The following is a 26146-nucleotide window of genomic DNA, read 5'->3' as shown; positions in this document are numbered from 1 at the left end:
AATTGCCGCTGGCGGTCGCGCCTGACCTTTCCGCATGGCGGCAGCCGTGGTCTAGTCGCCCCAAGCCAAGCGGAGCGATGCAATGTCCGACCAGATCACTTTTACCCTTGATGGCGCAACCGTCACCGCCGCCCCCGGTCAGACCATCTGGGAGGTGGCGAACGGGCGCGGTCTGGTGATCCCGCATCTTTGCCACAAACCCGCCCCCGGCTATCGGTCCGACGGCAATTGCCGCGCCTGTATGGTCGCCATCGACGGCGAACGCACGCTTGCCGCGTCCTGCATCCGCGAACCGCGTGATGGCATGGTCGTCACCACGAACGAGCCGCGCGAGGTGCAGGCGCGCCGCATGGTGATGGAATTGCTGGTCGCCGACCAACCGGCGCAGGATGTGGCGCATGACCGGTCCAGCCATCTGTGGGACATGGCGGGTGCGCAAGGCGTGGCTGACAGCCGTTTTCCCGCCAAGGCGGATCATATCCCGCTGCTGGATGACAGCCATGTCGCGATGTCGGTGAATCTTGATGCCTGTATCCAATGCGGGCTTTGCGTGCGGGCCTGCCGTGAAGTGCAGGTCAATGATGTGATCGGCATGGCAGGGCGCGGTGGCACGGCCTATCCGGTGTTCGACATGGATGACCCGATGGGGGGATCGTCCTGCGTGGCTTGCGGCGAATGTGTGCAGGCCTGCCCGACGGGCGCGCTGCTGCCCGCGACGGTGACGGATGAAAACCAGATGGGCGATACCGCTGATTTCGACCGCGAGGTTGCCAGCGTCTGCCCGTTCTGCGGTGTGGGCTGTCAGGTCAGTCTCAAGATCAAGGATAACAAGGTCAAATTCGTCGAAGGCATCAACGGCCCCGCGAATGAAGGGCGGCTTTGCGTCAAGGGCCGTTTCGGGTTCGATTATATCCATCACCCGCACCGCCTGACCAAGCCGCTGATCCGCCGCGCCGATGCGCCCGCCAAGGGGCTGAACGTCGATCCCGGCAACTGGCAGCAACATTTCCGCGAGGCGACATGGGACGAGGCGCTGGACGCCGCCGCAAACGGCTTGCAGGCGATTGGCGGCAAGGGTGTCGCGGGCTTCGGTTCTGCCAAATGCACCAATGAAGAGGCCTATCTATTCCAGAAACTGATCCGGCAGGGGTTCGGCCACAATAACGTCGATCACTGCACCCGGCTGTGCCACGCGTCATCTGTGGCGGCGCTGATGGAAAATGTGGGTTCCGGTGCTGTCACCGCGACCTTCAACCAGATCGAACATGCTGATGTTGCCATCGTGATCGGCGCCAACCCGATCGAGAACCACCCCGTTGCCGCCACCTATTTCAAGCAATTCGCCAAACGCGGCGGCAAGCTGATCGTGATGGACCCGCGCGGGCAGGCGTTGAAACGCCATGCCTCGCATATGCTGCAATTCCGCCCCGGTGCCGATGTGTCGATGCTGAATGCGATCATGCATGTGATCGTCGAGGAACAGCTTTACGACCAGCAATATATCGCCGCCTATACCGAGAATTGGGAGGCCGAAAAGGCGCATCTGGCCGATTTCAGCCCCGAAAAGATGGCCGGTATCTGCGGGATCGATGCCGAAACGCTGCGCGATGTGGCGCGCACCTTTGCGGGGGCCAAGGCTGCGATGATTTTCTGGGGTATGGGCGTCAGCCAGCATATCCACGGCACCGATAATGCGCGCTGTCTGATCTCGTTGGCGTTGATGACCGGGCAGGTCGGGCGGCCGGGGTCGGGGCTGCATCCGCTGCGCGGGCAGAACAACGTCCAAGGCGCGTCGGATGCCGGCATGATCCCGATGTTTTTGCCCGATTACCAGCCCGTCGGCGACCAAGGCGTGCGGACTGCGTTCCAAGAGGTCTGGCAACACGGCGAGATTGATGCCACCAAGGGCCTGACCGTGACCGAGATTTTGGATGCCGTGCATGATGGCGATATTCGGGCGATGTATATCCTTGGCGAAAATCCGGCCATGTCGGACCCTGATGTGGACCATGCGCGCGCGGCGCTTGCCAAGCTCGACCACCTTGTCGTGCAGGACATCTTTATCACCGAAACCGCCAATTTCGCCGATGTGATCCTGCCCGCCAGCGCCTTTGCCGAAAAGTCTGGCACCGTGACCAACACCAACCGGCAGGTCCAGATGGGCCGTCCCGCCGTGCCGCCCCCCGGTGACGCGCGCGAGGATTGGTGGATCACCGTGGAACTGGCCAAGCGGTTGGGCCTGCCCTGGACCTATGCGCATCCCTCCGATGTGTTTGGCGAAATGACCCAAGTCATGGCGTCGCTGACCAATATCACCTGGGACCGGCTAGAGGCGCAAAACGCCGTGACCTATCCGTCGCTCACGCCCGATGATCCGGGCCAGCCGATTGTCTTTGCCGATGCTTTCCCGCGTGAGAATGGCCGCGCGCGGTTCACCCCCGCCAGCGTGATCGCCCCGGATGAAACCCCCGATGCCGATTATCCGATGATCATGACCACGGGCCGCCAGCTGGAACACTGGCACACAGGGTCGATGACGCGGCGGTCGCGCGTGCTGGACGCGGTAGAGCCAGAGGCGAATTGTTCGCTGCATCCATCCACCCTGCGCAGGCTGGGCGTGGAACCGGGCGGCATGGTCCGCCTGACCACACGGCGCGGCAGCATCGACATCATGGCGCGGTCCGACCGCGCCGTCGCCCCCGACATGGTCTTCGTCCCCTTCGCCTATGTCGAGGCGGCGGCGAATATCCTGACCAATCCCGCGATCGACCCCTATGGCAAGATCCCCGAATTCAAATTCGCCGCCGTCAGGGTGGAGAAGGCGCAAAGCGAGGTTGCGGCGGAATAAGGCCAAGCCAATTAACTGAACGCTTGTTCAAAAAAAGATTTGACGGATCGCCCCATGGTCCGCAAGATCACCCCAAGGTCGCGATTTGCGAGGAGGCGACTCGCGGCCAAGGGCGGGATAACCGCCCAGAGGGAGGATCATCACGATGCAAGAACGCGCCGAGGGCGACCCTGTGACTATCCCTGACCTGTTGGCGCGCAATGTGGCGCGCCATGGGTCCAAGCCCGCCTACCGGGAAAAAGAATTCGGCATCTGGCAAAGCTGGACCTGGGCAGAGGCTGCCGAACAGATCGACGCGCTGGCGATGGGCTTGCTGAGCTTGGGTGCGGATGTGGGTGACCATATCGCTGTTTCCGGTCGGAACCGCCCGGCGCTCTATTGGGCGATGGTGGCGGCGCAACGGATTGGCTGCATCCCCGTCCCGCTTTATGCCGAAGCCGCCACCGAAGAAATCGCCTATGCGCTGGATCATTGCGGCGCGCGTTTTGCCGTTGTGGGTGATCAGGAACAGGTGGACAAGATCGCCGATGTCCGCGACGGGCTGACCCAGCTTGAACATGTGATCTATCTCGACGGGCGCGGCCTGCGCAAATACGACCATGCCGCCATGTCCAGCTATGCCGATGTGCAAAAGGCCGGGCGCGCGTCGGGCTTGCTGGATCAGGTCAACGCCCGCAGTGCGGCGCGGAGCTATGACGACACCTGCGTGATGCTCTATACGTCAGGAACGACGGGTCGGCCAAAGGGCGTGGTGCTGTCCAACCGCAATGTGATCGAGACCTCCAAGAATTCCGCCGAATTCGACCATCTGCGCCCCGATGACGAGGTGCTGGCCTATCTGCCGATGGCCTGGGTCGGGGACTTCATCTTTTCGGTGGGGCAGGCGATGTGGACCGGATTCTGCGTCAATTGCCCCGAAAGTGCCGATACGATGCAGCTGGACCTGCGCGAGATCGGGCCGACCTATTTCTTTGCCCCGCCGCGCGTGTTCGAACAGCAGCTGACCAATGTGATGATCCGCATGGAAGATGCGGGGCGGTTCAAGAAATGGCTGTTCCACCACTATATGGCCGTGGGGCGCAGGGTTGGGCCGCTGTTGCTGGATGGCAAGCCGGTCGGCGCGCTGGACCGGCTGAATTACATGCTGGCCAAGCTCTTGGTGATCGGGCCGCTGAAAAATACCCTTGGCCTGAGCTGCGTGCGCGTGGGCTATACAGCGGGCGAGGCGATCGGGCCGGAAATTTTCGATTTCTACCGCGCGCTGGGCATCAACCTCAAACAGCTTTACGGCCAGACCGAAGCGACCGTCTTTATCACCCAGCAACCCGATGGCGAGGTGCGGTCCGATACCGTGGGCGTGCCCAGTCCGGGTGTCGAGCTGAAGATCGCCGAGAATGGCGAGGTTTTCTATCGCAGCCCCGGTGTGTTCGTCGAATATTACAAGAACCCTGAAAGCACGGCGTCCACCAAAGATGCCGAAGGTTGGGTTGCGACCGGTGATGCGGGGTTCATCGAGGATGGCACCGGCCATCTGCGGATCATCGACCGCGCCAAGGATGTGGGCAAGATGGCGGATGGGCGGCTCTTCGCGCCCAAATATGTCGAGAACAAGCTGAAATTCTATCCCAATATCCTCGAGGCGGTCGTATTCGGCGCGAACCGCGATTATTGCACCGCTTTCATCAATATCGACCTGATGGCCGTGGGCAATTGGGCCGAACGCAACAATATCGCCTATTCCAGCTATCAGGAATTGTCGCAGCACAGCCGCGTGCGCGACATGATCCTTGGCCATATGTCCGAGGTGAACAGGTCCGTTGCCGCCGACCCGATGCTGGCGGGCTGTCAGGTGCATCGCTTTCTGGTGCTGCACAAGGAACTGGATGCCGATGACGGCGAGATGACACGCACCCGCAAGGTCCGTCGCCGGATCGTGGAAGAGAAATTCCACGACCTGATCACGGCGCTTTATGCCGGGGTGCCCGAAATCTACACCGAAACCGAAGTCACCTATGAGGATGGCCGCAAAGGCAAGATCAAGGCGACGCTGGTGATCTGCGACGCAGAGGTGGCGGCCGAACAGCACAAGGTGGCAGCAGAATGATGGACGGTGTTGCACCCTATGTGACCGCGGATGGCCGCCAGATCGGTGGTGTCTTGATGGATATGCGCGGCATCACCCTGCGCTTTGGCGGGGTCGAGGCGATCAAGAATATCTCGTTTGATATCCGCGAAGGCGAGATCCGCGCGATCATCGGGCCCAATGGCGCGGGCAAATCCTCGATGCTGAATGTGATTTCAGGCTTCTATCATCCGCAGGATGGCGAGGTCTGGTTTCGCGGCGAAAAGCGCAAGCCGATGAAACCCTATCAGGTGGCCCGGCTTGGCATTGCGCGCACCTTTCAGAATATCGCTTTGTTCGAAGGCATGAGCGTGCTGGACAATATCATGACCGGGCGGCTGACCCATATGAAGGCGGGGCTGTTCTCGCAGGCCCTGTGGAAAGGCCGCGCCGAGGCCGAGGAGGTCGCCAACCGCGAGGCGGTGGAAAAGATCATCGATTTTCTGGAAATCCAGGCGATCCGCAAAACGCCCGTGGGCCGTCTGCCTTACGGGTTGAAAAAGCGGGTGGAACTGGCGCGCGCGCTGGCGGCTGAACCCAGACTGTTGCTGCTGGATGAACCCATGGCCGGCATGAATGTCGAGGAGAAAGAGGACATGAGCCGCTTTATCCTGGATGTGAACGATGAATTCGGCACGACGATTGCGCTGATCGAACATGACATGGGCGTGGTCATGGACCTGTCCGACCGCGTGGTCGTGATGGATTACGGTCGCAAGATCGGCGACGGCACCCCCGAGGAGGTGCGCAACAATCAAGAGGTGATCGACGCCTATCTGGGGGTGGCGCATGAATGATTTTGCACGGCGCAATCATCCCGGACGTGATCCGGGATCTCTGGCACCCTTCGCCGTCCCGGACCTGATCCGGGACCTCGACCATCACTTGCAAGAGGCCCCGGGTCAGGCCCGGGGCGGGGAGGCATCTTATGTCGGCTGATTTTCTTTACGGCATCGAAGTCGTGATCAACGGGCTGATGGCGGGCGTGCTTTATGCGCTGGTCGCGCTTGGGTTCGTGCTGATCTTCAAGGCCTCGGGGATCTTCAACTTTGCCCAAGGGGTGATGGCGCTGTTTGCCGCGCTGACGCTGGTCGGCATCATGGAAGGGCAGGTGCCTTTTGCCCATCTGATCAATGCGGTTTTCGGCACGAGCATCCATCATTTCGGCTGGCAGGTGCCGGCGATCCTGGCGATTTTCATGACCGTGGTGGTGATGATCGGTTTCGCCTGGGCGGTGCAATATTTCGTCTTCCGCCATCTGGTCGGGCAAGAGCCGATCATCCTGTTCATGGCGACCATCGGGCTGGCTTATTTCCTGGAAGGGATGGGCGATCTGATGTGGGGGTCGAGCATCCGCACGCTGGCGCTGGGCCTGCCGCAGGGTGGGTCGCTTTGGGTCGAAGACATGACCAGCGGGCTGGGCGGCGACGATTTCTACGGCTTTTTCATCGACAAGCTGGATATGGTCGCAAGTGTCGTCGCTTTGCTGTTGGTCGCGGGGCTGGTTGCCTTCGCGCAATACACCAAGCAGGGCCGCGCGATGCGCGCTGTCGCCGATGACCATCAGGCTGCCCTGAGCGTGGGGATTTCGCTGAGCTATATCTGGGTTCTGGTCTGGTCGCTGGCGGGTGTCGTCGCATTGGTCGCGGGGATCATGTGGGGTGCCAAATCCGGTGTGCAGTTTTCGCTGTCACTGATCGCGCTGAAAGCCTTGCCCGTGCTGATGCTGGGCGGGTTCACGTCGATCCCCGGTGCCATCGTGGGTGGCATGATCATCGGCGTCGGTGAAAAGCTGTTCGAATACACGATTGGCGCGCCCTATCTGGGAGGCGCCACGGAAAACTGGTTCGCCTATATGCTGGCGCTGGTTTTTCTGGTGTTCCGTCCGCAGGGGCTGTTTGGCGAAAGGATCATCGAACGTGTGTGATGCAAGCGTCTTTTCAAAAGAACTTTCAGGCCTCCGGCGGGGATATTTCTGCTCGGAAGATGCGAAGGGGATGATCCATGCTGTATCGTGAGGCGGGCGATTTCAAGACGTCCTATCAGGCGGATAGCCAGACTTTCCCGATTGCCTTTGATCGCTGGCGGTATTGGGCCGTGCTGGTCATTGCCTTTTGTGTGGTGCCGTTTTTCGTCAATGCCTATTGGGCCAATGCCATTCTTGTGCCGTTCCTGATCTATGCGATTGCGGCCATCGGGCTGAATATCCTGACGGGCTATTGCGGCCAGGTCAGCCTGGGCACCGGTGGGTTCATGGCGGTGGGGGCCTATGCTTGTTACAAGCTGATGACCGCTTTTCCCGATGTCAGCATCGTCATTCATATCGTTCTGGCCGGTGGGATCACGGCGGCTGTCGGTGCGGCTTTTGGTCTGCCCAGCCTGCGTATCAAAGGGTTCTATCTGGCGGTGGCGACGCTGGCGGCGCAGTTTTTCCTGGTCTGGATGTTCAACAAGGTCAGCTGGTTTTACAATTATTCCGCATCCGGCCAGATCAATGCGCCGGAACGCTTTGTCGCCGGTATTGCCGTGACCGGACCGAATACCGCGCCTTGGGCACAATATATGATCTGCCTTGTGTTCCTGACGATCTGTGCGCTGATCGCGCGCAACCTGACGCGTGGCACGATCGGGCGGTCCTGGATGGCGATCCGCGACATGGATATCGCGGCCGAGATCATCGGGGTGAACCCGCTGAAGGCCAAGCTGACCGCCTTTGCCGTGTCATCCTTCTTTATCGGCATATCGGGGGCGTTGTTCTTTGCGGTCTATCTGGGGGCTGTCGAGGTGGGCGAGGCCTTTGGCATCCAGAAATCCTTTCTGGTGTTGTTCATGATCATCATTGGCGGGCTGGGATCGCTGTTCGGCAGCTTCGCGGGGGCGGCCTTTCTGGTGCTGTTGCCTGTCGCGCTGAAGGTGATCGGTGTCGATCTGCTGGGTTGGCCCACCGATCTGGTGGCCCATCTGCAATTGGTGATCGTGGGCGCGTTGATCATGTTCTTTCTGATCAAGGAACCGCATGGCCTTGCCCAGCTCTGGCGCCTGGCGAAAGAGAAGCTCCGGCTATGGCCGTTCCCCTATTAAAAGACGGATCGGGGCACACCCCGGCAGAACAATCTTAACCATTGGGAGGAGAAACCGATGAAGATGAAGACACTGGCCGCAACGGCCTTGGCCGGCGCGATGGCCGCAGGCACCGCAATGGCCGATCTGGTGATACCGGATCTGAGCTATCGCACCGGCCCCTATGCCGCGGGCGGCGTGCCGTTTTCGGATGGCTATCAGGATTACTTTGCGCTGCTGAATGCCCGTGACGGCGGGATCGGCGGCGAAACGGTCCGCGTGATCGAATGCGAGACCGCCTATAACACCGAACGCGGTGTCGAATGCTATGAGGCGACCAAGGGCGAAGGCGCGTTGATCTATCAGCCCTTGTCCACGGGCATCACCTATCAGCTGATCCCGCGCACCACGGCCGACAATATCCCGCTGCACACGATGGGCTATGGCCGCACATCCGCTGCCAATGGCGAGGTGTTCAACTGGGTCTTCAACTATCCCGCCAATTACTGGGATGCCGCCTCGGTCGCGGTGAATTACCTGCTGGATGAAAATGGTGGGTCGCTGGATGGCAAGACCATCGCGCTGGTCTATCACAATTCCGCCTATGGCAAGGAACCGATCCGCACGCTGGAGGAACTGTCGGCGCTGCATGGGTTCAAATTGACCCAGCTGGCGGTGGATCACCCCGGTCAGGAACAGAAATCGCAATGGCTGCAAATCCGGCGCGAACGCCCTGATTATGTGGTGATGTGGGGCTGGGGCGTGATGAACCAGGTGGCCGTGCAAGAAGCCGCGAATATCGGTTTCCCGATGGAAAACTTCATCGGCAATTGGTGGGCCGGGGCGGAACATGACGTGACACCTGCGGGCATGGCCGCCAATGGCTATAAATCGCTGAACATGAACCCGATCATCGATTACCCGGTGCTGGCGGAAATCCAGAGCCTTGTGCATGACGCAGGCAATGCCGCCGGTGACGGATCGAACCTTGGCTCGGTGCTTTATGTCCGTGGCATGTATGCCGCCATGCTGGCTGCCGAGGCCATTGCCAAGGCGCAAGAGATCCACGGCGTTTCCGATGTGACAGCGCCGATGGTGCGTGACGGGATGGAAGCGCTGGAGATCACCAATGCCCGCATGGCTGAACTGGGCATGGAAGGGATCGGGCCGGAATTCGCGGTCACCTGCCAGAACCATGGCGGCACGGGCCAGGGCCTTGTGCAGCAATGGAACGCCTCTGCCGGTGTCTGGGAGCCGCTGACGGGTTTCATCTCGCCCGATGCCTCTGTCATCGCGCCGCTGGTTGCCGAGGATTCCGCCGCCTTTGCTGCGGAAAGCGGGATCACCCCCGGCTGTCTGTAAGCACATCACCACGGGCGGCCTTTGGGCCGTCCGTTTCCCATGGAGACAGCGATGCCCGATACCAAAGAGACCCTGCTTGAGGTCAACAATATCGAAGTGATCTATAATCACGTCATTCTGGTGCTCAAAGGCGTGTCGCTGAACGTACCCAAAGGCGGGATCACCGCGCTTTTGGGTGGCAATGGCGCGGGCAAGACCACCACGCTCAAGGCGATATCGAACCTTTTGCATTCCGAACGCGGCGAGGTGACGAAAGGGTCGGTGCTGTATCGCGGCGAATCCGTGCATCACCTGTCGCCCGAGGCTTTGGTCAAGAAAGGCGTCGTGCAGGTCATGGAAGGCCGGCATTGTTTCGAACATCTGACGGTCGAGGAAAACCTGCTGACCGGTGCCTATACCCGCCGCGATGGCGGGGCGGCGGTCGCGGCCGATCTTGAGATGGTCTATACCTATTTCCCGCGTCTGAAAGAACGGCGCAAAAGTCAGGCGGGCTATACCTCGGGCGGCGAACAGCAGATGTGCGCCATCGGCCGCGCGTTGATGTCGCGGCCAGAGACGATCCTGCTGGATGAACCCTCGATGGGTCTTGCGCCGCAGCTGGTGGAAGAGATTTTCACCATCGTGAAGAACCTCAATGAAAACGAGGGCGTGTCCTTCCTTTTGGCCGAACAGAATACCAATGTCGCCCTGCGGTTCGCGCATCAGGGCTATATCCTTGAAAGCGGGCGCGTCGTGATGGAAGGCCCCGCCGCTGAATTGCGTGAAAACCCCGATGTGAAGGAATTCTATCTGGGCATGTCGGATGAGGGGCGCAAATCCTTTCGCGATGTGCGCAGCTATCGACGCCGCAAGCGCTGGTTGGCGTAACCTGCGCCCCGCGCATGGGGCGCTATTGACCCGCGCCCCGCGCAAGGGGCGCTATTGAATAGCAGTGCGTGCAGGGCCAGACCTGCCCCTATCCACGTCGCTGCCTTGATGTGGACAGGAGACACTGATGACGAGCTATTTCGACGATCTGGAAACACGCAGGCCAGAGGCGCGGGCCGCAGCCCAGCTTGACGCGCTGCGCGCGCAGATAGCGCTGGTGCGTGCGATGCCGGGGGCCGGTCTGCCCGATGTCGTGGTCACGTCATTGGCGGATTTGGCAAAGTTTCCGGTCCTGCGCAAATCCGACCTTGGCGGCTGGCAAAAGGCGCAGCCACCGTTCGGGGGGCTGCATGTGGCCAACATGACCCATGTGTTCCAATCCCCCGGCCCGATCTATGAACCGGGTGGGTCGTCACATGATTGGTGGCGTTTCGGGCGGTTCTTGCATGCCTGCGGCATCGGCCCTGGCGATATCGTGCAGAATTGTTTCGGCTATCACCTGACGCCTGCGGGCACGATGTTCGAGAACGGGGCGCGCGCTGTCGGGGCTGCCGTGCTGCCTGCGGGTACTGGCCAGACCGAATTGCAGGTCCGTGCCGCTGCGGATATCGGCACCACCGCTTATGCGGGGACGCCTGATTACCTCAAGGTGATCCTCGAAAAAGCCGATGAGATGGGCGTCAGCTTGCAGATCACCAAAGCCGCTGTCTCGGGTGGGGCGCTGTTTCCGCAGCTGCGCCAGTATTACGCCGACCGCGGGATCACCTGCCTGCAATGCTATGCCACCGCCGATCTGGGCCATGTCGCCTATGAAACCGCCCCCGGCGAAGGCATGATCGTCGACGAAGGCGTGATCGTCGAAATCGTCACCCCCGGCACCGGCGATCCGGTCGCCCCCGGCGATGTGGGCGAGGTCGTGGTCACCTCGCTGAACCCCGATTATCCGCTGATCCGCTTCGCCACCGGCGATATGAGCGCTGCGATGCCCGGCACCAGCCCCTGCGGGCGCAGCAATCTGCGCATCAAGGGCTGGATGGGCCGCGCCGACCAGACCACCAAGATCAAGGGCATGTTCGTGCGCCCTGAACAGGTGGCTGCCCTTGTGGCCAAGGTCGGTGCGGCGCGCGCCCGTATCATCGCTGACCGCATGGGCGATGCCGATGTGATGCAGGTCCATGTCGAGGGCGCGGGGCTGGATGCCACCGCCATCGCCACTGCCGTTGTCGATATTTTGAAACTCAAAGGCGATGTGATCTGTTGTCCCCCCGGCACCTTGCCGCGCGACGGGCTCGTGATCGAGGATCGCCGGACCTATGACACCTGATAGGAAAGAAGACAGCCGATGCGCCGATGGACCCTGACCGCCGCCTTTGTGATGCTGACGACACCTCTTGTGGCGGATGATGCGGCCTTGCTGATGGGGGTCGACCGTTATGATGCGTTCCGCCGTGTCGCAGGGGCGACGGATATTGTCGTCGGGATCAGTGCGCTGCGGGATGCGGGCTATGCTGTCAGCTCGCTGGAAAACGGCGCCGCGGCCGATATGCGCCGTCTGCTGGACCGCCTGGCCGAGGATGAGCAGGGTGCCGACCGGCTGGTGATTGGTCTCTCGGGGCGCTTTGTCACCGATGGCCGCCGGACATGGCTGCTGGCCGGTGATGCGCCAGCGCAGCCCGGCCTGTTCTCGCTGGACAAGGCTTTGTCGATCGATTCGGTTCTTGCCGTGCTTGCGCAGACGCCGGGGCGTGGCCTGCTGATCCTTGGGCTGGATATCAGCGATACCAGCCGGATTGACCCCTATCTGCGTCAGGGTCTGGGAGAGTTGGACATCCCGCAGGGCGTGACCGTTCTTTATGGGCCGCCGAATGTTGCCGATAATATCGTGATCGATGCGGTTGCCGTGCAAGGGGCCGATGTGATGGCTTTCGCGCGCAATACCCGTGCGGTGCAGGTGCTGGGCTATCAGCCCCGCAGCCTTGTCATGCAACGTGAAGAGGCGGGCCTTGTCCAAACCACCCGTCCCAATGATGCCGCTTTGCCATTCTGGCAGGATGCACAGGCCGAAAATACCGCCGATGCCTATCGCGTGTTCCTGCTCGGCTTTCCCGATAGCCCCTATGCCGCCGAGGCCCGCCGCCTGCTGGATCAGATCGAAAACGACCCGATCCGCCTTGCCGAACAGACAGAAACTGCGCTGGGCCTGACCCGCGCGGACCGCCGTGCGATCCAAGGCGACCTGACCCTGCTGGCATATGACACGCGCGGCGTGGACGGCATTTTCGGCCAAGGCACCCGCCGCGCGATCCGCAACTGGCAACAGATCAACGGGTTCGCGCAGACCGGGTATCTGACGCGCGAACAGATCAGCCGGATCGACGCGCAGGCCAGCCGCCGACAGGCCGAAGCCGATGCCGCCGCTGCCCGCGCACAGGCCGAGGACGAAAGGCTGGACCGCGCCTATTGGGAAGAAACCGGCGCGCGCGGCACGCAGGCGGGCTATCGCGCCTATCTGAACCGCTATCCCCAAGGGCTGTTCGCGGATCAGGCCACAGAGGCGTTGCAGGATGACGACAGCACCGATCAGGCCCGCGCAATCGAGGATGGTTTGAACATCAACCCGGTCATGGCACGGCTGATCGAAAGCAGGCTGGAGCAGATGGGCGATGCGCCGGGTGCTGTCGATGGCCGGTTCGACCGTGACACGCGCGCGGCCATCAGCCGCTATCAGGCCCGCAGCAGCCTGCCCGCAACCGGCTATCTGGATCAGCCGACGCTGGCGCGCCTGTTGACGGATACATTCGCGCGCTGAGGCCTGCCGCTTATTGGGCGGGAACGTAGCGTTCGATCAGCAGGCGGATCAGGCCCAGACCTTCGCCGTATTTCCACACACCGACGACATAGGTCCCGGCATCCACCCGTGCCGCGATCAGGCTGTCCAGCCCGTTGCCATAATCATCGTTCCGGCCAATCTCGCGGCCAAGATCGTCAAAGATCACCAGAACCGGATCGGCGCTGGCATTGCCGATAGCTTCCAGCACCAGCAGGCCGGGCGTGTCGACATCGATGGTGAACCAAGAGGCGCTGGCGCTGGCATTCACATCCTGCCGGATGCGGGTGCTCACAAGACCAAGCTCGGTCACCGGCACGGTCCCGTCCAGCGGTGGTGCCGCATCGCCGCGGTCATAGACCGCCAGCAAGGCGGCCTGCGGGTTATATGCGCTGACCGTCAGGGTGATCGGTGCGCTGTCATCGGACAGGGCATCAAGCGCGATGCAATAGGTCCCCGCGCCAAGCGGTTCTGTCATGTCGATGCGTGAATTCAACCCGTCATAATCGTCATTCTCGGCGATGTAATTCTCGGCGGCATCGAAAAGCGTGATCACCGGATCAGCAGATTCGTTCATCGCAGTGATGGTCACCGCTGTGGGGCTATCAAGGGTAAAGCTCCAATAGGGGGTGTCGAAGGCCGAACCGGTGACGCTGCTGCCCAGCGGGCCAATCGGCATGGCCTCGGAACAAGTGCCGCTGGTGCCGGGATCGCCCTGCAGGCTGATACCTTCGGTCAGGGGGGCATGGTCCTGCCGCCCGATGCGGACGAATGCGGTCATCGGCCCGCCATCATAGCTGCGCATCGCCATGCAATAGGTGCCGGCGTCAAGGCTGGTTTCGGCGCGCGCTGCGGCATTGCCACCGGAATCGTCATCCGACAGGATCAGGCGACCATCCGCATGCAGCAGGTCGATCATCGGATCACCCGCCCCGCGCCCCGCAGCCTCCAGCCGGACATCCGTCGCAGCCGAGAGCGTGAACAGGGCCACATAATCATTGCCCCCCAGCACCAGCGCCATCTGTTCGCGGAAATTATCGGCTGTTGTGATATCCGAGCTGCTTTCGTTGCCGCCGATCCACTGGCCGCCAGCGCCGGTGCCACCGCAAAGGTCCTGCGCGAACGCAGGGGCGGCGATGCCCAGCAAAAGGAACGATAATGCGGCTGGTTGGAAAAGGGATCTACGGGCCATGTGCTTTCCTCTATGACAATCAAACCGAGAGCAGCGCGAGCCTATGACAGCCCCGCCGTGTTTGGCCAGTCTCTATGACCCCGAGCCTTCAATTTCATGAACCCAGCGCAAAGAAAAAGGCCGCGCCCCGAAGGATGCGACCTTTTTCGATCTGCTGCTGTTGCAGGTCTTAGCCCTGACGGGCCTTGAACCGGCGTTGCGTCTTGTTGATCACATAGACGCGGCCCTTGCGGCGCACGACGCGGCAATCGCGATGGCGCTGCTTGAGCGAGCGGAGGGAGTTACGGACCTTCATGGTGCGTGTCCTTCATGTCGCGGCGCGCGGATTGCGCCTTGGGTTAAAATATGGGGCAAGCCCCGCGAATTCATGGTGGACGATACTGGGATCGAACCAGTGACCCCTTCGATGTCAACGAAGTGCTCTACCGCTGAGCTAATCATCCATGCCGTCGGCGGTCTGATGCGTCCTACAAAGAAATAGGACGCGGCATGAACCGCGTCAGTCGTGCGGTCTATAAAAGGAGTCGGAACAGGGATCAAGGGCTTTTGCTCATTTCCAGAAATGCGCTAGCTTGGGGCTGTGAAGGAGTGTTTCATTGCCGCCATCGCCCTATCATCTTGCCCTGCCAGAGACGCGTTCGACCAGCGTTGTTTTCGCCTCGCCACACAGCGGGCGCGATTATCCTGCGGCCTTTCTGCGCCGCGCGGTGCTGGATGCGCAGGAAATCCGGTCCTCCGAAGATGCATTCGTTGATCTGCTCTTTGCATCGGCACCGCTGCATGGCGCGCCGTTCCTGACAGCCACCGCGCCGCGTGCTTTTCTAGATCTCAATCGTGGACCCGATGAATTTGACCCGGCCCTGATCGAGGGCGCCCGGCGTCACGCCCATAACCCGCGTATTGCCAGCGGTCTGGGCGTTGTTCCGCGTGTCGTGGCGAATGGCCGGCAGATCTATCGCGGCAAGATGACGCTGGTCGAGGCGCATCACCGGGTCGCCCAATATTGGCGGCCCTATCACGACCGTTTGCAGATGTTGCTGGATCAAAACCTGACTGATTTCGGTCAGGCGATCCTGATTGATTGCCATTCGATGCCGCATGAAGCGCTGGAAAACATGGGCCCACCCGGTGCGGGCCGCCCTGATGTCGTGCTCGGAGACCGTTTCGGGGCGACCGCCTCGGGCGTGGTGGTGGATCAGGTCGAGGCCGCTTTTGTCGCGGCGGGGCTGAAAGTGGCGCGCAACATGCCTTTTGCGGGGGCTTATATCACGCAGCATTATGGCCGCCCGTCACGCCAGCAGCATGCCATTCAGGTCGAGATCGACCGCGCGCTTTACATGAATGAAAAGACCCTGACGCCCGGTGCCAATTTCGAGGCGTTCCGGGACCTGTTGGACGGGGTGATCGCCAGCCTTGCCGGTATTGGACGGATCACCGATCTGCGCGTCGCCGCAGAGTAGGGTGGATCATGATCCACCTTACCGCAGCGCCCGGCCTTTGATGATCGCCGCGGCCCCGAATTTTTGCCGGATCAGGTCGGTGGCCTGTTCCGCCTTGGCCCGTTGCCCTGCCGCAGGATCAAGCAGATCGCCGGTCCGGTCCGCATCTGCGGCATGCGTGATCTCGGACAGGCCGACCCCCAGCAACCGGTAAGGCCCGGCCCCCGGCACCTGATCGAAAAGCCCCCGTGCTATGCGATAGATCGTATCGGCCAGCTGCGTCGGGTGATGCAGGCTTTGCCGTTTCGAGATCAGCCGGAAATCCGCTGTCTTGAGTTTCAGCTGCACGACCCGCCCTGCCTTGTCGGTGGCCTTGGCCCGCGCGCTGACCTTTTCGGCCATCCGCCACAGATGGCCGTCCAGAATATCGGGGTCAGCGGTGTTTTCGTGAAAGGTGGTTTCATTCGACAATGTCTTGACCGGCGCATTGGGGCTGATCCGGCGCGCGTCCTCGCCGCGTGCGAGCGCGTAAAGCCGTTCACCCGTGCTGCCGAATCGTGCCTGCAGGTCGCGCCGGTCCCAGCGCAGCAGATCATCAAAGGTGCGGATACCGGCGGAATCGAGGCTGGCTTGCGCCGCAGGGCCGATCCCCCAGATCAGCCGCACTGATTTCGGGCGCAGGAATGCGGTGGTCTCATCCTTGCCGATGATCGAAAAGCCGCGCGGCTTTTCCAGATCCGACGCGACCTTGGCCAGAAACTTGTTATGCGACAGACCGATTGACCCCGTCAGGCCCAATTCATCTTTCATCCGCTTGATCAGCCGCGCCAGCATGACCGCAGGTGGCGCATGGTGCAGTTTTGCTGTGCCGCGCAGGTCCATGAAGGCCTCGTCCAGCGACAGGGGTTCGACCTGTGGGGTCAGTTCATCCATCATCGCGCGGATCGCGCGCGAGGCTTTGACATAGGCATCGAAGCGGGGCTTGATCACCACCGCCTCGGGGCAGAGCTTCAGTGCCTGAAACATCGGCATGGCGGATTTGACGCCTTTGATCCGTGCCAGATAGCAGGCGGTAGAGACCACCCCGCGCCTGCCGCCGCCGATGATGACCGGCTTATCCGCCAGCGCGGGATTGTCGCGCTTTTCGACCGAGGCATAGAAAGCATCGCAATCCATATGCGCGATGCCGAGGTCGAACAATTCGGGGTGCCGTGTCACGCGCGGTGACCGGCAGGCTGGACAGCGGGTGTCGCTGTCGAATGTAGTGAGGCAATCGCGGCATAGGGCGGGCATGGCGCATCATAGACCGGGCAGTTGCGTAAAAAAGAGACTTCTGGCCTCCGGCGGGGATATTTATGCTCGGAAGATGCGGAAATCTGTTTGCGCCGTGGTGGGTTCCGGCTTATGGCCATGTCATCACACGCCATCCGGGAGAGAACGGATGTCCGTCGCCGAAGGAGCAACCGCCCCGGTCACTCTCAGGCAAAAGGACCGGTTGGGGTGCAACACGCCGAAGAGTGGCCTTTGATGGTCCGCCGAAGGAGCAAGCCCCGCGATCTGGGTGAATCTCTCAGGCACAGCAACGGTGGGGGCAAATGCGCGCAAGCGCCATTGGCGGAGAAATGCCATGCCTTCGATTGCTGTTATCGGTGCCGGGATTACCGGCGTCACCACTGCCTATTCCTTGATGATCCGCGGGTTTGACGTGACGGTCTATGACCGCCAGCGTTACGCCGGAATGGAAACCAGTTTCGCCAATGGCGGCCAGCTGAGCGCGTCCAATGCCGAGGTCTGGAACCAATGGTCCACCGTTCTTAAAGGCATCAAATGGATGTTGCAGGGCGATGCGCCCTTGTTCGTGAATCCGCGTCCGGGCTGGCACAAGGTCAGCTGGATGATGGAATTTCTGGGCAATATCCCCAATTACAAGTCCAACACGGTCAAGACTGCCCGGCTGGCTGTGGCCGCGCGTGCGGGGCTGGCGGAAATGGCGGATAAATCCGGCGTGGATTTCGATTTCAGCCCGGCGGGTATCTTGCATTTCTACAAGACCGACAAAGACCTGCGCCATGCCCGCATGGTCAACCGGCTGTTGCGCGAAGGTGGCCTTGAGCGTCATGAATTGAGCGTCGACGAGGTGCTGGCGCGCGAACCGACCCTGCGCGGCGATATCATCGGGGGGTTCTGGACCGAAAGCGACAGCACCGGTGATATTCACAAATTCACCGTCGGGCTGGCGGATTGGCTGCAAAAGCAAGGTGTCAGCTTTCGCCTTGGCGCGCCGGTCACCGATCTGCATGTCCGCCCCGATGGCGTTTATGTCGAAAGCGGGGATGAAGCCCGTTTTGACGGCATCGTCATTTCGGCCGGTGTCGCCAGCCGCAAATTCGCGGCCAAGCTGGGCGACCGCGTGAACGTCTATCCGGTCAAGGGCTATTCGATCACCGTCAATCTGGATGATGCGGCCAGTCAGGCGGCGGCGCCCAGCACCTCCTTGCTGGATGACAAGGCCAAGATCGTCACCTCGCGGCTGGGCAAGACCCGGTTGCGCATTGCGGGCACGGCAGAATTCAACGGCGAAAACCGCGATATTCTGGAACGCCGCGTCCGGCCCTTGATCCAATGGTGCGAAACCCATTTCCCGGACGTATCTACCGAGAATTGTGTGCCTTGGGCGGGGCTGCGTCCGATGATGCCCAATATGATGCCGCGGGTGGGGCCGGGCCGCAATGACCGTGTGTTCTATAACACCGGCCACGGCCACCTGGGCTGGACGCTGAGCCCCGCGACGGCCGATGCGATCGGTGCGACGATCGCCGCGCGCTTCAAAAGCAACAGCAAGGCGCAGTTTGATTTGCAATCGCCGTCAACCGTGCCTAACTGAGCGCGACACAACTTAAGGATGCGTTGATGCCCGTGGATCAATTTATGGCAGAGTTTTTTGGCCAGAACATCGTTTATCTTTTGCTGGCGGTGTTCATCATCATCTGCGTCATGGCGGGTGTGCGCATCGTGCCGCAATCGGAAAAGTTCGTGGTGGAACGCCTTGGCCGCCTGCAATCGGTGCTTGGCCCCGGCATCAATTTCATCGTGCCGTTTCTGGACCGGGTGCGCCATCAGGTCTCCATCCTCGAGCGGCAATTGCCCCCGATGACGCAGGATGCGATCACGTCCGACAACGTGCTGGTGCAGGTTGAAACATCTGTGTTCTACCGGATCATCGAACCTGAAAAGACCGTTTATCGCATCCGCGATGTCGATGCTGCGATTTCTACCACTGTGGCCGGGATCGTACGCTCCGAGATCGGCCGGATGGAATTGGATCAGGTGCAGGCCAACCGCAGCCGCCTGATCGAGGCGGTGCGCGACCAAGTCTCGCAACAGGTCGATGATTGGGGGATCGAGGTGACACGCGCCGAAATCCTTGACGTCAATCTGGATCAGGCAACGCGCGCGGCCATGTTGCAGCAGCTGAACGCCGAACGCGCCCGCCGCGCGCAGGTGACAGAGGCCGAGGGCAAGAAGCGCGCCGTCGAATTGCAGGCCGACGCCGATCTTTATGCCGCCGAGCAGGAAGCCAAGGCGCGCCGGGTGCTGGCCGATGCCGAAGCCTATGCCACGCAGGTTGTCGCGGGTGCCATTGCCGAAAACGGCCTAGAAGCGGCGCAATATCAGGTTGCGCTGAAACAGGTCGAGGCGATATCGAAGATGGGCGCAGGTCAGGGCAACCAGACCGTGGTGCTGCCGGCCAATGCGCTGGATGCATTCGCCGATGCGTTCAAGATGCTGAAGGGGCGGTGATATGATGTTATGGGCTGAATGGTGGGTCTGGATGTCGGGCGCGCTGATCCTTGCCACGCTGGAGGTCCTTATTCCGGGCTATATCTTTCTGGGATTCGCTGTCGGGGCGGGGCTGATGGGGCTGCTGATCCTGTTTGGCATCAACGCCACCGGTCTGGCGCTGATGCTGGTGATCTTCGCGCTTCTGTCCTTGCTGTCCTATCTTGCGATGCGCCGGTTTTTCCGGCTGCGCAAGGGGCAGGTCAAGGTCTGGGAAACCGATATCAACGATTAAGCTACGGCATCGCAGCCGCGAAAAGCGGAACGAATACGGCGCAAATCCGGTTCTGTCATGGGAACAGAAAGGAACAAGCGATGTCGTATTACAGATTTGCCGCCATGATCGCCACCTCGACGCTGGTCATGTATGGCCTGATGTATCTCAACAGCTATGCGCTTGATCACGTCTATTTCAGCCAGACGCGGGCATGGATGGCGCTGTATATGGGGGCGGCGATGGCCGTCATCATGCTGTCGTTCATGCTGGGCATGTATGGCAACAAGGCCGTGAATGCCGCGATCTTTCTGGGCAGCGGTCTGGCCTTTGTCGCCGCTTTATATCTGCTGCGCAGCCAGGCCACCGTTGATGAGATCGCCTGGATGAAGGCGATGATCCCGCATCATTCCATTGCGATCCTGACCAGTGAACGCGCCGATCTTGAGGATCCACGCGTTGTGGCACTGGCCGAAGAGATCATCGCGGCCCAGCGGCTGGAAATTGCCGAAATGCGCGCTTTGATCATTGATCTGGAAGGTGGGCCAGCGGCTACAACCCCGATCGACGGGCAATAGGTCAATCAATGATTGGGCAAAGTCGCCTGTGGCGATGACATTTCGCGCAGGATGGTTTCGGCGGTGGCTTTGGGATCGGATGATTGCCAGATGGGCCGCCCGACGACGACATGATCGGCGCCATTTGCGATGGCTTCGGCGGGGGTCATCACCCGTTTCTGGTCACCCAGATCAGCGCCGACAGGCCGCACGCCGGGGGTGACGATCAGCTTGCCTGCGGATTCGGGCAGGGCGCGGATCAAAGCCGCCTCTTGTGGCGAGGCGATGACGCCATCGGCCCCCGCCAAAAACGCCAGCCCCGCGCGTTCCTGCACCAGATCAGCCAGATCGCCGGCCTTGATGCAGGACGCGTCCAGATCGGCGCGGTCCAGCGAGGTCAAGATCGTCACAGCAAGGATTTTCATCTCGGACCCCGCCGCGCCTTGCCTTGCGGCGCGCACCACATGCGGGTCGCCATGCACGGTCAGGAAATCCAGATCGAATTGTGCGATGCCGCGCACGGCGGCCTCGACCGTGGCACCGATATCGAAGAGCTTCATGTCCAGAAAAATGCGCTTGCCCTGATCCTGTTTCAGCTCGTTGGCCAGTGCCAGACCGCCGCCAGTCAGCATCCCCAGCCCGATCTTGTAGAAGGATACGGCATCGCCCAGTCTTGCGGCCAATTCCAGCCCGGCCACCACATTTGGCACATCAAGGGCAACGATCAGGCGGTCATCAGGCATGGCGGGTCCTTTCGCGGTTTCCAGCGGTCTAGCCCCTGGCCGGGTCTTGCGCAATCAATCCTGTCCACCCATTTATGGGATGAGGCCCAATTGGGCATGTGCCGCAAAGCCGGGCATGTCCGCCAATGGGCGCTTTATAAAGGAGAGACTCATGAACTTGGACAAGTTCACCGAGCGGTCGCGCGGTTTCATTCAAGCCGCCCAGACGATCGCAATGCGCGAAAGCCATCAGCGGCTGGCGCCCGAACACCTGCTCAAAGCCCTGCTGGATGACGAGGAAGGCCTTGCCGCCAACCTGATCACCCGTGCCGGTGGCCGCCCGGCCGATGTGCTGGGCGCTGTCAATGCGAGCCTTGCCAAGATGCCCAAGGTGACCGGCGATGCCGCGCAGGTCTATCTGGACAACCTGACCGCCAAGGTGGTGGACGAGGCTGAAAAGATCGCCAAACAAGCGGGCGACAGTTTCGTGCCTGTCGAACGGCTGCTGACCGCGCTCGCCTTGGTGAAATCCAAGGCCAAGGATGCGCTGGATGCCGGCGGCGTCACCGCACAGGCGCTCAATGCCGCGATCAATGATATCCGCAAAGGCCGCACGGCCGATAGCGCCAGCGCCGAGGATAGTTTCGATGCGCTGAAAAAATACGCCCGCGACCTGACCGAAGCCGCCGAGCAAGGCAAGATCGACCCGATCATCGGACGCGACGAGGAAATCCGCCGCGCGATGCAGGTGCTGTCGCGCCGGACCAAGAACAACCCCGTCCTGATCGGGGAACCCGGTGTGGGGAAAACCGCCATCGCCGAAGGCCTGGCCTTGCGCATCGTCAATGGCGATGTGCCCGAATCCCTGCGCAACAAACGTCTGATGGCGCTGGATATGGGGGCGCTGATCGCCGGTGCGAAATATCGCGGCGAATTCGAGGAACGGCTGAAAGCTGTCCTCAAGGAAATCGAAACCGCCGCCGGTGAAATCATCCTGTTCATTGACGAGATGCATACGCTGGTCGGCGCGGGCAAGGCTGATGGCGCGATGGATGCCGCCAACCTGATCAAGCCTGCATTGGCGCGGGGCGAATTGCATTGCATCGGCGCGACCACGCTGGATGAATACCGCAAATATGTCGAAAAGGACGCAGCCCTTGCCCGCCGGTTCCAGCCCCTGATGGTCGAGGAACCGACCGTCGTGGACACGATCAGCATCCTGCGCGGGATCAAGGAAAAATACGAATTGCACCATGGCGTGCGGATTTCCGATGCGGCCTTGGTCGCCGCCGCCACCTTGTCGCACCGCTATATCACCGACCGTTTCCTGCCGGATAAGGCGATCGACCTGATGGACGAGGCCGCCAGCCGCTTGCGCATGGAAGTCGACAGCAAGCCCGAAGAACTCGACGCGCTGGACCGTCAGATCCTGCAATTGCAGATCGAGGCCGAGGCGTTGAAGAAAGAGGATGACAAAGCCTCCAAGGACCGGCTGGACAAGCTGGAAAAGGAACTCGCCGATGTGCAAGACCGCGCGTCAGAGATGACGGCGAAATGGCAGACCGAGCGTGACAAGCTCGAAGACACCCGCGGCGCCAAGGAAAAACTGGACCGCGCGCGCGCCGATCTGGATATCGCCAAGCGCGAAGGCAATCTCGCGAAAGCGGGCGAGCTGTCTTACGGCGTGATCCCGCAGCTGGAACGGCAATTGGCCGAGGTTGAAGCCAGCGATGATCTGATGGTCGAAGAGGCCGTGCGCCCCGAACAGATCGCCGAAGTGGTCGAACGCTGGACCGGTATTCCGATGTCCAAGATGCTGGAAGGCGAGCGTGACAAGCTGTTGCGCATGGAAGACGAGCTGGGCAAACGCGTCATCGGCCAGAAATCCGCCGTGCGCGCCGTGGCCAATGCCGTGCGCCGTGCGCGGGCGGGCTTGAACGACGAAAACCGCCCGCTCGGGTCGTTTCTGTTCCTTGGGCCAACCGGCGTCGGGAAAACCGAATTGACCAAGGCCGTCGCCGAATATCTGTTCGACGATGACAGCGCCATGGTGCGGATCGATATGTCCGAATTCATGGAAAAACACGCTGTCGCGCGGCTGATCGGCGCGCCTCCGGGCTATGTCGGTTATGACGAAGGCGGTGTGCTGACCGAGGCCGTGCGCCGCCGCCCCTATCAGGTGATCCTGTTTGACGAGGTCGAAAAGGCGCATCCCGATGTCTTCAACGTGCTGTTGCAGGTACTGGATGACGGGGTTTTGACCGACGGTCAGGGGCGGCATGTCGATTTCAAACAGACGCTGATCATCCTGACGTCGAACCTTGGCGCGCAAGCGCTCAGCCAATTGCCCGACGGGGTCGATTCCAGCGCGGCCAAGCGCGATGTGATGGATGCGGTACGCGCGCATTTCCGGCCTGAATTCCTGAACCGGCTGGATGAAACCATCATCTTCGACCGTCTGGCGCGCGATGACATGGCGGGGATCGTGACGATCCAGCTGGGTCTGCTGGCCAAACGTCTGGCAGGGCGCAATATCAGCCTTGATCTGGATGATGCCGCGCTGCAATGGCTGGCCGATGAAGGCTATGATCCGGTGTTCGGGGCGCGTCCGCTGAAACGGGTGATCCAGCGCGCCTTGCAGGACCAGCTGGCCGAGATGATCCTTGGCGGCGATGTGATGGACGGCGATGTGATCAAGGTCACGGCCGGGGCCGATGGGTTGATCGTGGGCGACCGTGTCGCCACCAGCAGCCGGATCGCCCCGCCAAACCTGCCGTTGCATTAAGGCCAAAGCCTTTCGCATCTTCCGAGCCGAAATATCCCCGCCGGAGGCTTCAGCGCCATCAACGCCCGCTTCCGGCAGCGTCTGAAAACGAAAAGCCCCGGTCACTGACCGGGGCTTTCTTGTTCAGACCGAATGGTCTTACATCGGTGGCAGGATCACCGCGTCGATGACATGGATCACGCCGTTTGACGCCGCGATATCGGCGGCCACGACATTCGCGCCATTGACCGTCACACCGCCCATCGTGCCGATGGTGATATCAGCGCCGTTGACAGTGGTGGCTGTCATGCCATCCGACAGGTCGGTCGACATCACGGCACCGGGGACGACGTGATAGGTCAGGATCGCGGCCAGGGCTTCGGGATCGGCCAGCAGGCCTTCGACAGTGCCTGCGGGCAGGGCGGCAAAGGCTTCGTCTGTTGGGGCGAATACGGTGAACGGGCCGTCGCTTTTCAGCGTCTCAACCAGACCGGCAGCTTCGACAGCGGCGACCAGCGTGGTGAATGTGCCCGCTTCGACAGCCGTATCCACGATATCCTTGGAATGCCCGCCAGCGAAAGCAACCGACGACAAGGCGGTGGTGGTGGCGATTGCGATGAAAGTTCTACGTAGCATGTTAAGTTCCTTTGATTGGAAATGCCTGTCTTTGGCATCGCAGTTTTTACGCAGTGGTTTGGGTCTGGATCAGGGGGGATTCCCGCTCATGCCGCTTGACGCAAAGGGCGCGCGGCCTAAGCCAGCGCTTTGCGTCATTTCAAATCACTGTCCCGTGAAAACTTGTGAAAATCCCGTGCAAAAACTGGCATATTTCATCCTCTGCCAGCATCGTGAGAAACCATTCCCGGTTTTTGTCGTATAAAGACGTAACCGACCTGAAACGGAGACCGACAATGGCCTATCGCTGGAAGAACACGCTGACCCCCGCAGATGTCACACCAAAAGCCGCCTATCTGAACCGGCGCCAGATTCTTGCGGGCACCGCTGGGCTGGGTGCGATCGGTTTGGTGCCCAGGATGGCGGATGCGCAGTCAGGGCTGGAACCCAACACGCTTGCGGAGATCCGCAATTATAATAATTTCTATGAATTCGGCACCGGCAAGGGTGATCCTGCGGCCAATGCCCACCAGCTTGTGACATCGCCATGGTCGATCACCGTGGATGGCATGGTGGACCGTCCCGGCGATTACGCGCTGGGCGATTTGCTGGCGGGTCTGACCGTCGAGGACCGGATCTATCGTTTCCGCTGTGTCGAGGCCTGGTCCATGGTCATCCCCTGGAACGGTATCGAACTGGCCGATATCCTGAACAAGGTCGGTGTGCAGGCGGGCGCGCGCTATGTCGCTTTCGAGACCGTCGTGCAGCCCGAAAACATGATCGGCGTGCAACGCCGCGTGCTGGATTTCCCCTATGTCGAGGGCCTGCGCCTGGACGAGGCGATGCATCCGCTGACCATTATGGCGACCGGCATCTATGGCGAACCTATCGCCAACCAGAACGGCGCGCCGATCCGGCTGGTGGTGCCATGGAAATACGGGTTCAAATCGATCAAGTCGATCGTGCGGATCACCCTGACCGACGAAGAACCGCCAACCAGTTGGAATATCGCCAATGCCCGCGAATATGGGTTCTATAGTAATGTGAACCCCAATGTGGATCACCCCCGCTGGAGCCAGGCCACCGAACGGCGCATCGGCAGCGGCTTGTTCGCGGCCCGGCACGACACGCTGATGTTCAACGGCTATCCCGAAGTTGCGCCTTTATACGAAGGTATGGACCTGTCGGTGTTCATCTGACGGCTGCGGACCCGGTTGGATAGCTCATGACAGTCTCGGCAAGGATCAATGGCGCTTTGCGCAGGGTTCCGGCTTGGCCGCTCTATCTATTGGCGGCGGCCTATGGCGCGTGGGAATTCTGGCGCGCGCTGACCCAGCAGGGGCCTTATCTGGTGGAACCGATCAACGTGCTGGAACGCAGCTATGGGGAAATCGCGTTGATCTTGCTGGTGGCGGGCCTTGTGGTGACGCCGCTGCGGCAATGGAGTGGCGTGAACCTGATCAAGTTTCGGCGCGCAATCGGGCTATGCGCCTTCTTCTTCGTGGTCGCGCATTTTCTGGTCTTCGCGGTGCTGGATGTCCAAAGCCTTGGGCGTGTCTGGACCGAAATCGTCAAGCGGCCCTATGTGACGGTGGGGATGCTGGCCTTCGTGCTGTTGATCCCGCTGGCGGTAACCTCGAACAATCTGGCGATCCGCAAGCTCGGGCCGGCCACATGGAAGCAGCTGCATAAACTGTCCTATATCGCCGTGATCCTG

General features: G+C 61.1%; 22 protein-coding genes, 1 tRNA gene and 1 riboswitch (1 of these 24 cut by a window edge). Of the genes, 17 read left to right on the top strand and 6 right to left on the bottom strand.

Annotated features, from left to right (window positions below; all coding sequences use genetic code 11):
- Nucleotides 1-82: 82 nt before the first annotated feature.
- From fdhF to LOKVESSMR4R_RS16320, 9 genes are all read left to right on the top strand, one after another.
- Entirely contained in the window at nucleotides 83-2848 is a 2766-nt protein-coding gene (gene fdhF, locus LOKVESSMR4R_RS16360; protein WP_087210745.1) for a formate dehydrogenase subunit alpha, read from the top strand.
- 145 nt (nucleotides 2849-2993) lie between these two features.
- Nucleotides 2994-4952 carry an AMP-binding protein gene (locus LOKVESSMR4R_RS16355; RefSeq protein ID WP_087210742.1) on the top strand — a complete coding sequence of 653 codons (1959 nt, stop codon included), beginning with the start codon at nucleotides 2994-2996 and terminating at the stop codon, nucleotides 4950-4952.
- On the top strand, nucleotides 4949-5767 hold the full coding sequence (locus LOKVESSMR4R_RS16350; protein ID WP_087210738.1) for an ABC transporter ATP-binding protein: 819 nt from the start codon (nucleotides 4949-4951) through the stop codon (nucleotides 5765-5767). Before LOKVESSMR4R_RS16355 ends, LOKVESSMR4R_RS16350 begins: the two co-directional genes overlap by 4 nt.
- 131 nt (nucleotides 5768-5898) lie before the next feature.
- On the top strand, nucleotides 5899-6897 hold the full coding sequence (locus LOKVESSMR4R_RS16345; RefSeq protein WP_087210735.1) for a branched-chain amino acid ABC transporter permease: 999 nt from the start codon (nucleotides 5899-5901) through the stop codon (nucleotides 6895-6897).
- 77 nt (nucleotides 6898-6974) lie between these two features.
- Nucleotides 6975-8051, top strand: a complete 1077-nt coding sequence (locus tag LOKVESSMR4R_RS16340; RefSeq protein ID WP_087210731.1) for a branched-chain amino acid ABC transporter permease — start codon at nucleotides 6975-6977, stop codon at nucleotides 8049-8051.
- A 57-nt stretch (nucleotides 8052-8108) separates the two neighbouring features.
- Complete coding sequence (locus tag LOKVESSMR4R_RS16335) at nucleotides 8109-9392, top strand: ABC transporter substrate-binding protein (protein WP_087210728.1); 1284 nt, start codon at nucleotides 8109-8111, stop codon at nucleotides 9390-9392.
- Between the two features lie 39 nt (nucleotides 9393-9431).
- Complete coding sequence (locus tag LOKVESSMR4R_RS16330) at nucleotides 9432-10259, top strand: ABC transporter ATP-binding protein (RefSeq protein ID WP_087210725.1); 828 nt, start codon at nucleotides 9432-9434, stop codon at nucleotides 10257-10259.
- A gap of 127 nt (nucleotides 10260-10386) precedes the next feature.
- Nucleotides 10387-11583 carry a phenylacetate--CoA ligase family protein gene (locus LOKVESSMR4R_RS16325; RefSeq protein ID WP_087210723.1) on the top strand — a complete coding sequence of 399 codons (1197 nt, stop codon included), beginning with the start codon at nucleotides 10387-10389 and terminating at the stop codon, nucleotides 11581-11583.
- Between the two features lie 18 nt (nucleotides 11584-11601).
- Nucleotides 11602-13068 carry a peptidoglycan-binding protein gene (locus tag LOKVESSMR4R_RS16320; protein ID WP_087210720.1) on the top strand — a complete coding sequence of 489 codons (1467 nt, stop codon included), beginning with the start codon at nucleotides 11602-11604 and terminating at the stop codon, nucleotides 13066-13068.
- Between the two features lie 10 nt (nucleotides 13069-13078).
- On the opposite strand, the gene LOKVESSMR4R_RS16315 is transcribed toward LOKVESSMR4R_RS16320, so the two are convergent.
- The 3 genes from LOKVESSMR4R_RS16315 to LOKVESSMR4R_RS16305 all read right to left on the bottom strand — a co-directional run bounded on the left by LOKVESSMR4R_RS16315 (nucleotide 13079) and on the right by LOKVESSMR4R_RS16305 (nucleotide 14721).
- Nucleotides 13079-14278 (bottom strand): PPC domain-containing protein, encoded by a 1200-nt coding sequence (locus LOKVESSMR4R_RS16315; RefSeq protein ID WP_087210718.1) that lies wholly within the window; start codon nucleotides 14276-14278, stop codon nucleotides 13079-13081.
- Nucleotides 14279-14447: 169 nt separating this feature from the next.
- Nucleotides 14448-14573 (bottom strand): type B 50S ribosomal protein L36, encoded by a 126-nt coding sequence (gene ykgO, locus LOKVESSMR4R_RS16310; protein ID WP_010141322.1) that lies wholly within the window; start codon nucleotides 14571-14573, stop codon nucleotides 14448-14450.
- 73 nt (nucleotides 14574-14646) lie between these two features.
- A tRNA-Val gene (locus LOKVESSMR4R_RS16305) sits at nucleotides 14647-14721 on the bottom strand.
- A 153-nt stretch (nucleotides 14722-14874) separates the two neighbouring features.
- Between LOKVESSMR4R_RS16305 and LOKVESSMR4R_RS16300 the strand changes: the two genes are divergently transcribed.
- Nucleotides 14875-15738 carry an N-formylglutamate amidohydrolase gene (locus LOKVESSMR4R_RS16300; RefSeq protein WP_087210715.1) on the top strand — a complete coding sequence of 288 codons (864 nt, stop codon included), beginning with the start codon at nucleotides 14875-14877 and terminating at the stop codon, nucleotides 15736-15738.
- A gap of 18 nt (nucleotides 15739-15756) precedes the next feature.
- Here LOKVESSMR4R_RS16300 and LOKVESSMR4R_RS16295 read toward each other — a convergent pair whose 3' ends face one another.
- The gene (locus tag LOKVESSMR4R_RS16295) at nucleotides 15757-17010 is read right to left on the bottom strand and encodes a DNA polymerase IV (RefSeq protein ID WP_087210713.1); all 1254 of its coding nucleotides are present in this window, start codon (nucleotides 17008-17010) and stop codon (nucleotides 15757-15759) included.
- Nucleotides 17011-17135: 125 nt separating this feature from the next.
- Nucleotides 17136-17221, top strand: a riboswitch (glycine riboswitch).
- Between the two features lie 123 nt (nucleotides 17222-17344).
- Here LOKVESSMR4R_RS16295 and LOKVESSMR4R_RS16290 point away from each other — a divergent pair.
- The 4 genes from LOKVESSMR4R_RS16290 to LOKVESSMR4R_RS16275 all read left to right on the top strand — a co-directional run bounded on the left by LOKVESSMR4R_RS16290 (nucleotide 17345) and on the right by LOKVESSMR4R_RS16275 (nucleotide 20349).
- Nucleotides 17345-18601, top strand: coding sequence for a D-amino acid dehydrogenase (locus LOKVESSMR4R_RS16290; protein WP_087210710.1), 1257 nt, complete (start codon nucleotides 17345-17347; stop codon nucleotides 18599-18601).
- A gap of 26 nt (nucleotides 18602-18627) precedes the next feature.
- Nucleotides 18628-19518 (top strand): SPFH domain-containing protein, encoded by an 891-nt coding sequence (locus tag LOKVESSMR4R_RS16285; protein ID WP_162290742.1) that lies wholly within the window; start codon nucleotides 18628-18630, stop codon nucleotides 19516-19518.
- 1 nt (nucleotide 19519) lies between these two features.
- Nucleotides 19520-19792, top strand: coding sequence for an NfeD family protein (locus LOKVESSMR4R_RS16280; protein WP_087210707.1), 273 nt, complete (start codon nucleotides 19520-19522; stop codon nucleotides 19790-19792).
- Nucleotides 19793-19872: 80 nt separating this feature from the next.
- Nucleotides 19873-20349: a DUF305 domain-containing protein gene (locus tag LOKVESSMR4R_RS16275; protein WP_087210704.1), complete on the top strand. Its 477-nt coding sequence runs from the start codon at nucleotides 19873-19875 to the stop codon at nucleotides 20347-20349.
- A gap of 5 nt (nucleotides 20350-20354) precedes the next feature.
- Here LOKVESSMR4R_RS16275 and pyrF read toward each other — a convergent pair whose 3' ends face one another.
- Nucleotides 20355-21071 carry an orotidine-5'-phosphate decarboxylase gene (gene pyrF, locus LOKVESSMR4R_RS16270; protein WP_087210701.1) on the bottom strand — a complete coding sequence of 239 codons (717 nt, stop codon included), beginning with the start codon at nucleotides 21069-21071 and terminating at the stop codon, nucleotides 20355-20357.
- Between the two features lie 151 nt (nucleotides 21072-21222).
- Between pyrF and clpB the strand changes: the two genes are divergently transcribed.
- A complete protein-coding gene (gene clpB, locus LOKVESSMR4R_RS16265; protein ID WP_087210699.1) occupies nucleotides 21223-23835 on the top strand; it encodes an ATP-dependent chaperone ClpB in 2613 nt (870 codons plus the stop codon).
- Between the two features lie 138 nt (nucleotides 23836-23973).
- Here clpB and LOKVESSMR4R_RS16260 read toward each other — a convergent pair whose 3' ends face one another.
- A complete protein-coding gene (locus tag LOKVESSMR4R_RS16260) occupies nucleotides 23974-24450 on the bottom strand; it encodes a fasciclin domain-containing protein (RefSeq protein ID WP_087210696.1) in 477 nt (158 codons plus the stop codon).
- Between the two features lie 275 nt (nucleotides 24451-24725).
- Between LOKVESSMR4R_RS16260 and msrP the strand changes: the two genes are divergently transcribed.
- Both msrP and msrQ read left to right on the top strand, forming a co-directional pair.
- Nucleotides 24726-25628, top strand: coding sequence for a protein-methionine-sulfoxide reductase catalytic subunit MsrP (gene msrP / locus LOKVESSMR4R_RS16255; protein WP_087210693.1), 903 nt, complete (start codon nucleotides 24726-24728; stop codon nucleotides 25626-25628).
- Between the two features lie 26 nt (nucleotides 25629-25654).
- On the top strand, nucleotides 25655-26146 hold the 5' portion of the coding sequence (gene msrQ / locus LOKVESSMR4R_RS16250; RefSeq protein WP_087210690.1) for a protein-methionine-sulfoxide reductase heme-binding subunit MsrQ. The gene runs 126 nt beyond the window's last position; 492 of the gene's 618 nt are visible here — the first part of the coding sequence; its start codon is at nucleotides 25655-25657; its stop codon lies off the right edge, out of view.

The organism is Yoonia vestfoldensis (assembly GCF_002158905.1).
GTDB lineage: Bacteria > Pseudomonadota > Alphaproteobacteria > Rhodobacterales > Rhodobacteraceae > Yoonia > Yoonia vestfoldensis_B.
Note: the sequence above shows the minus strand (reverse complement) of the source record. Positions and strands in the feature narration are given on the sequence as shown.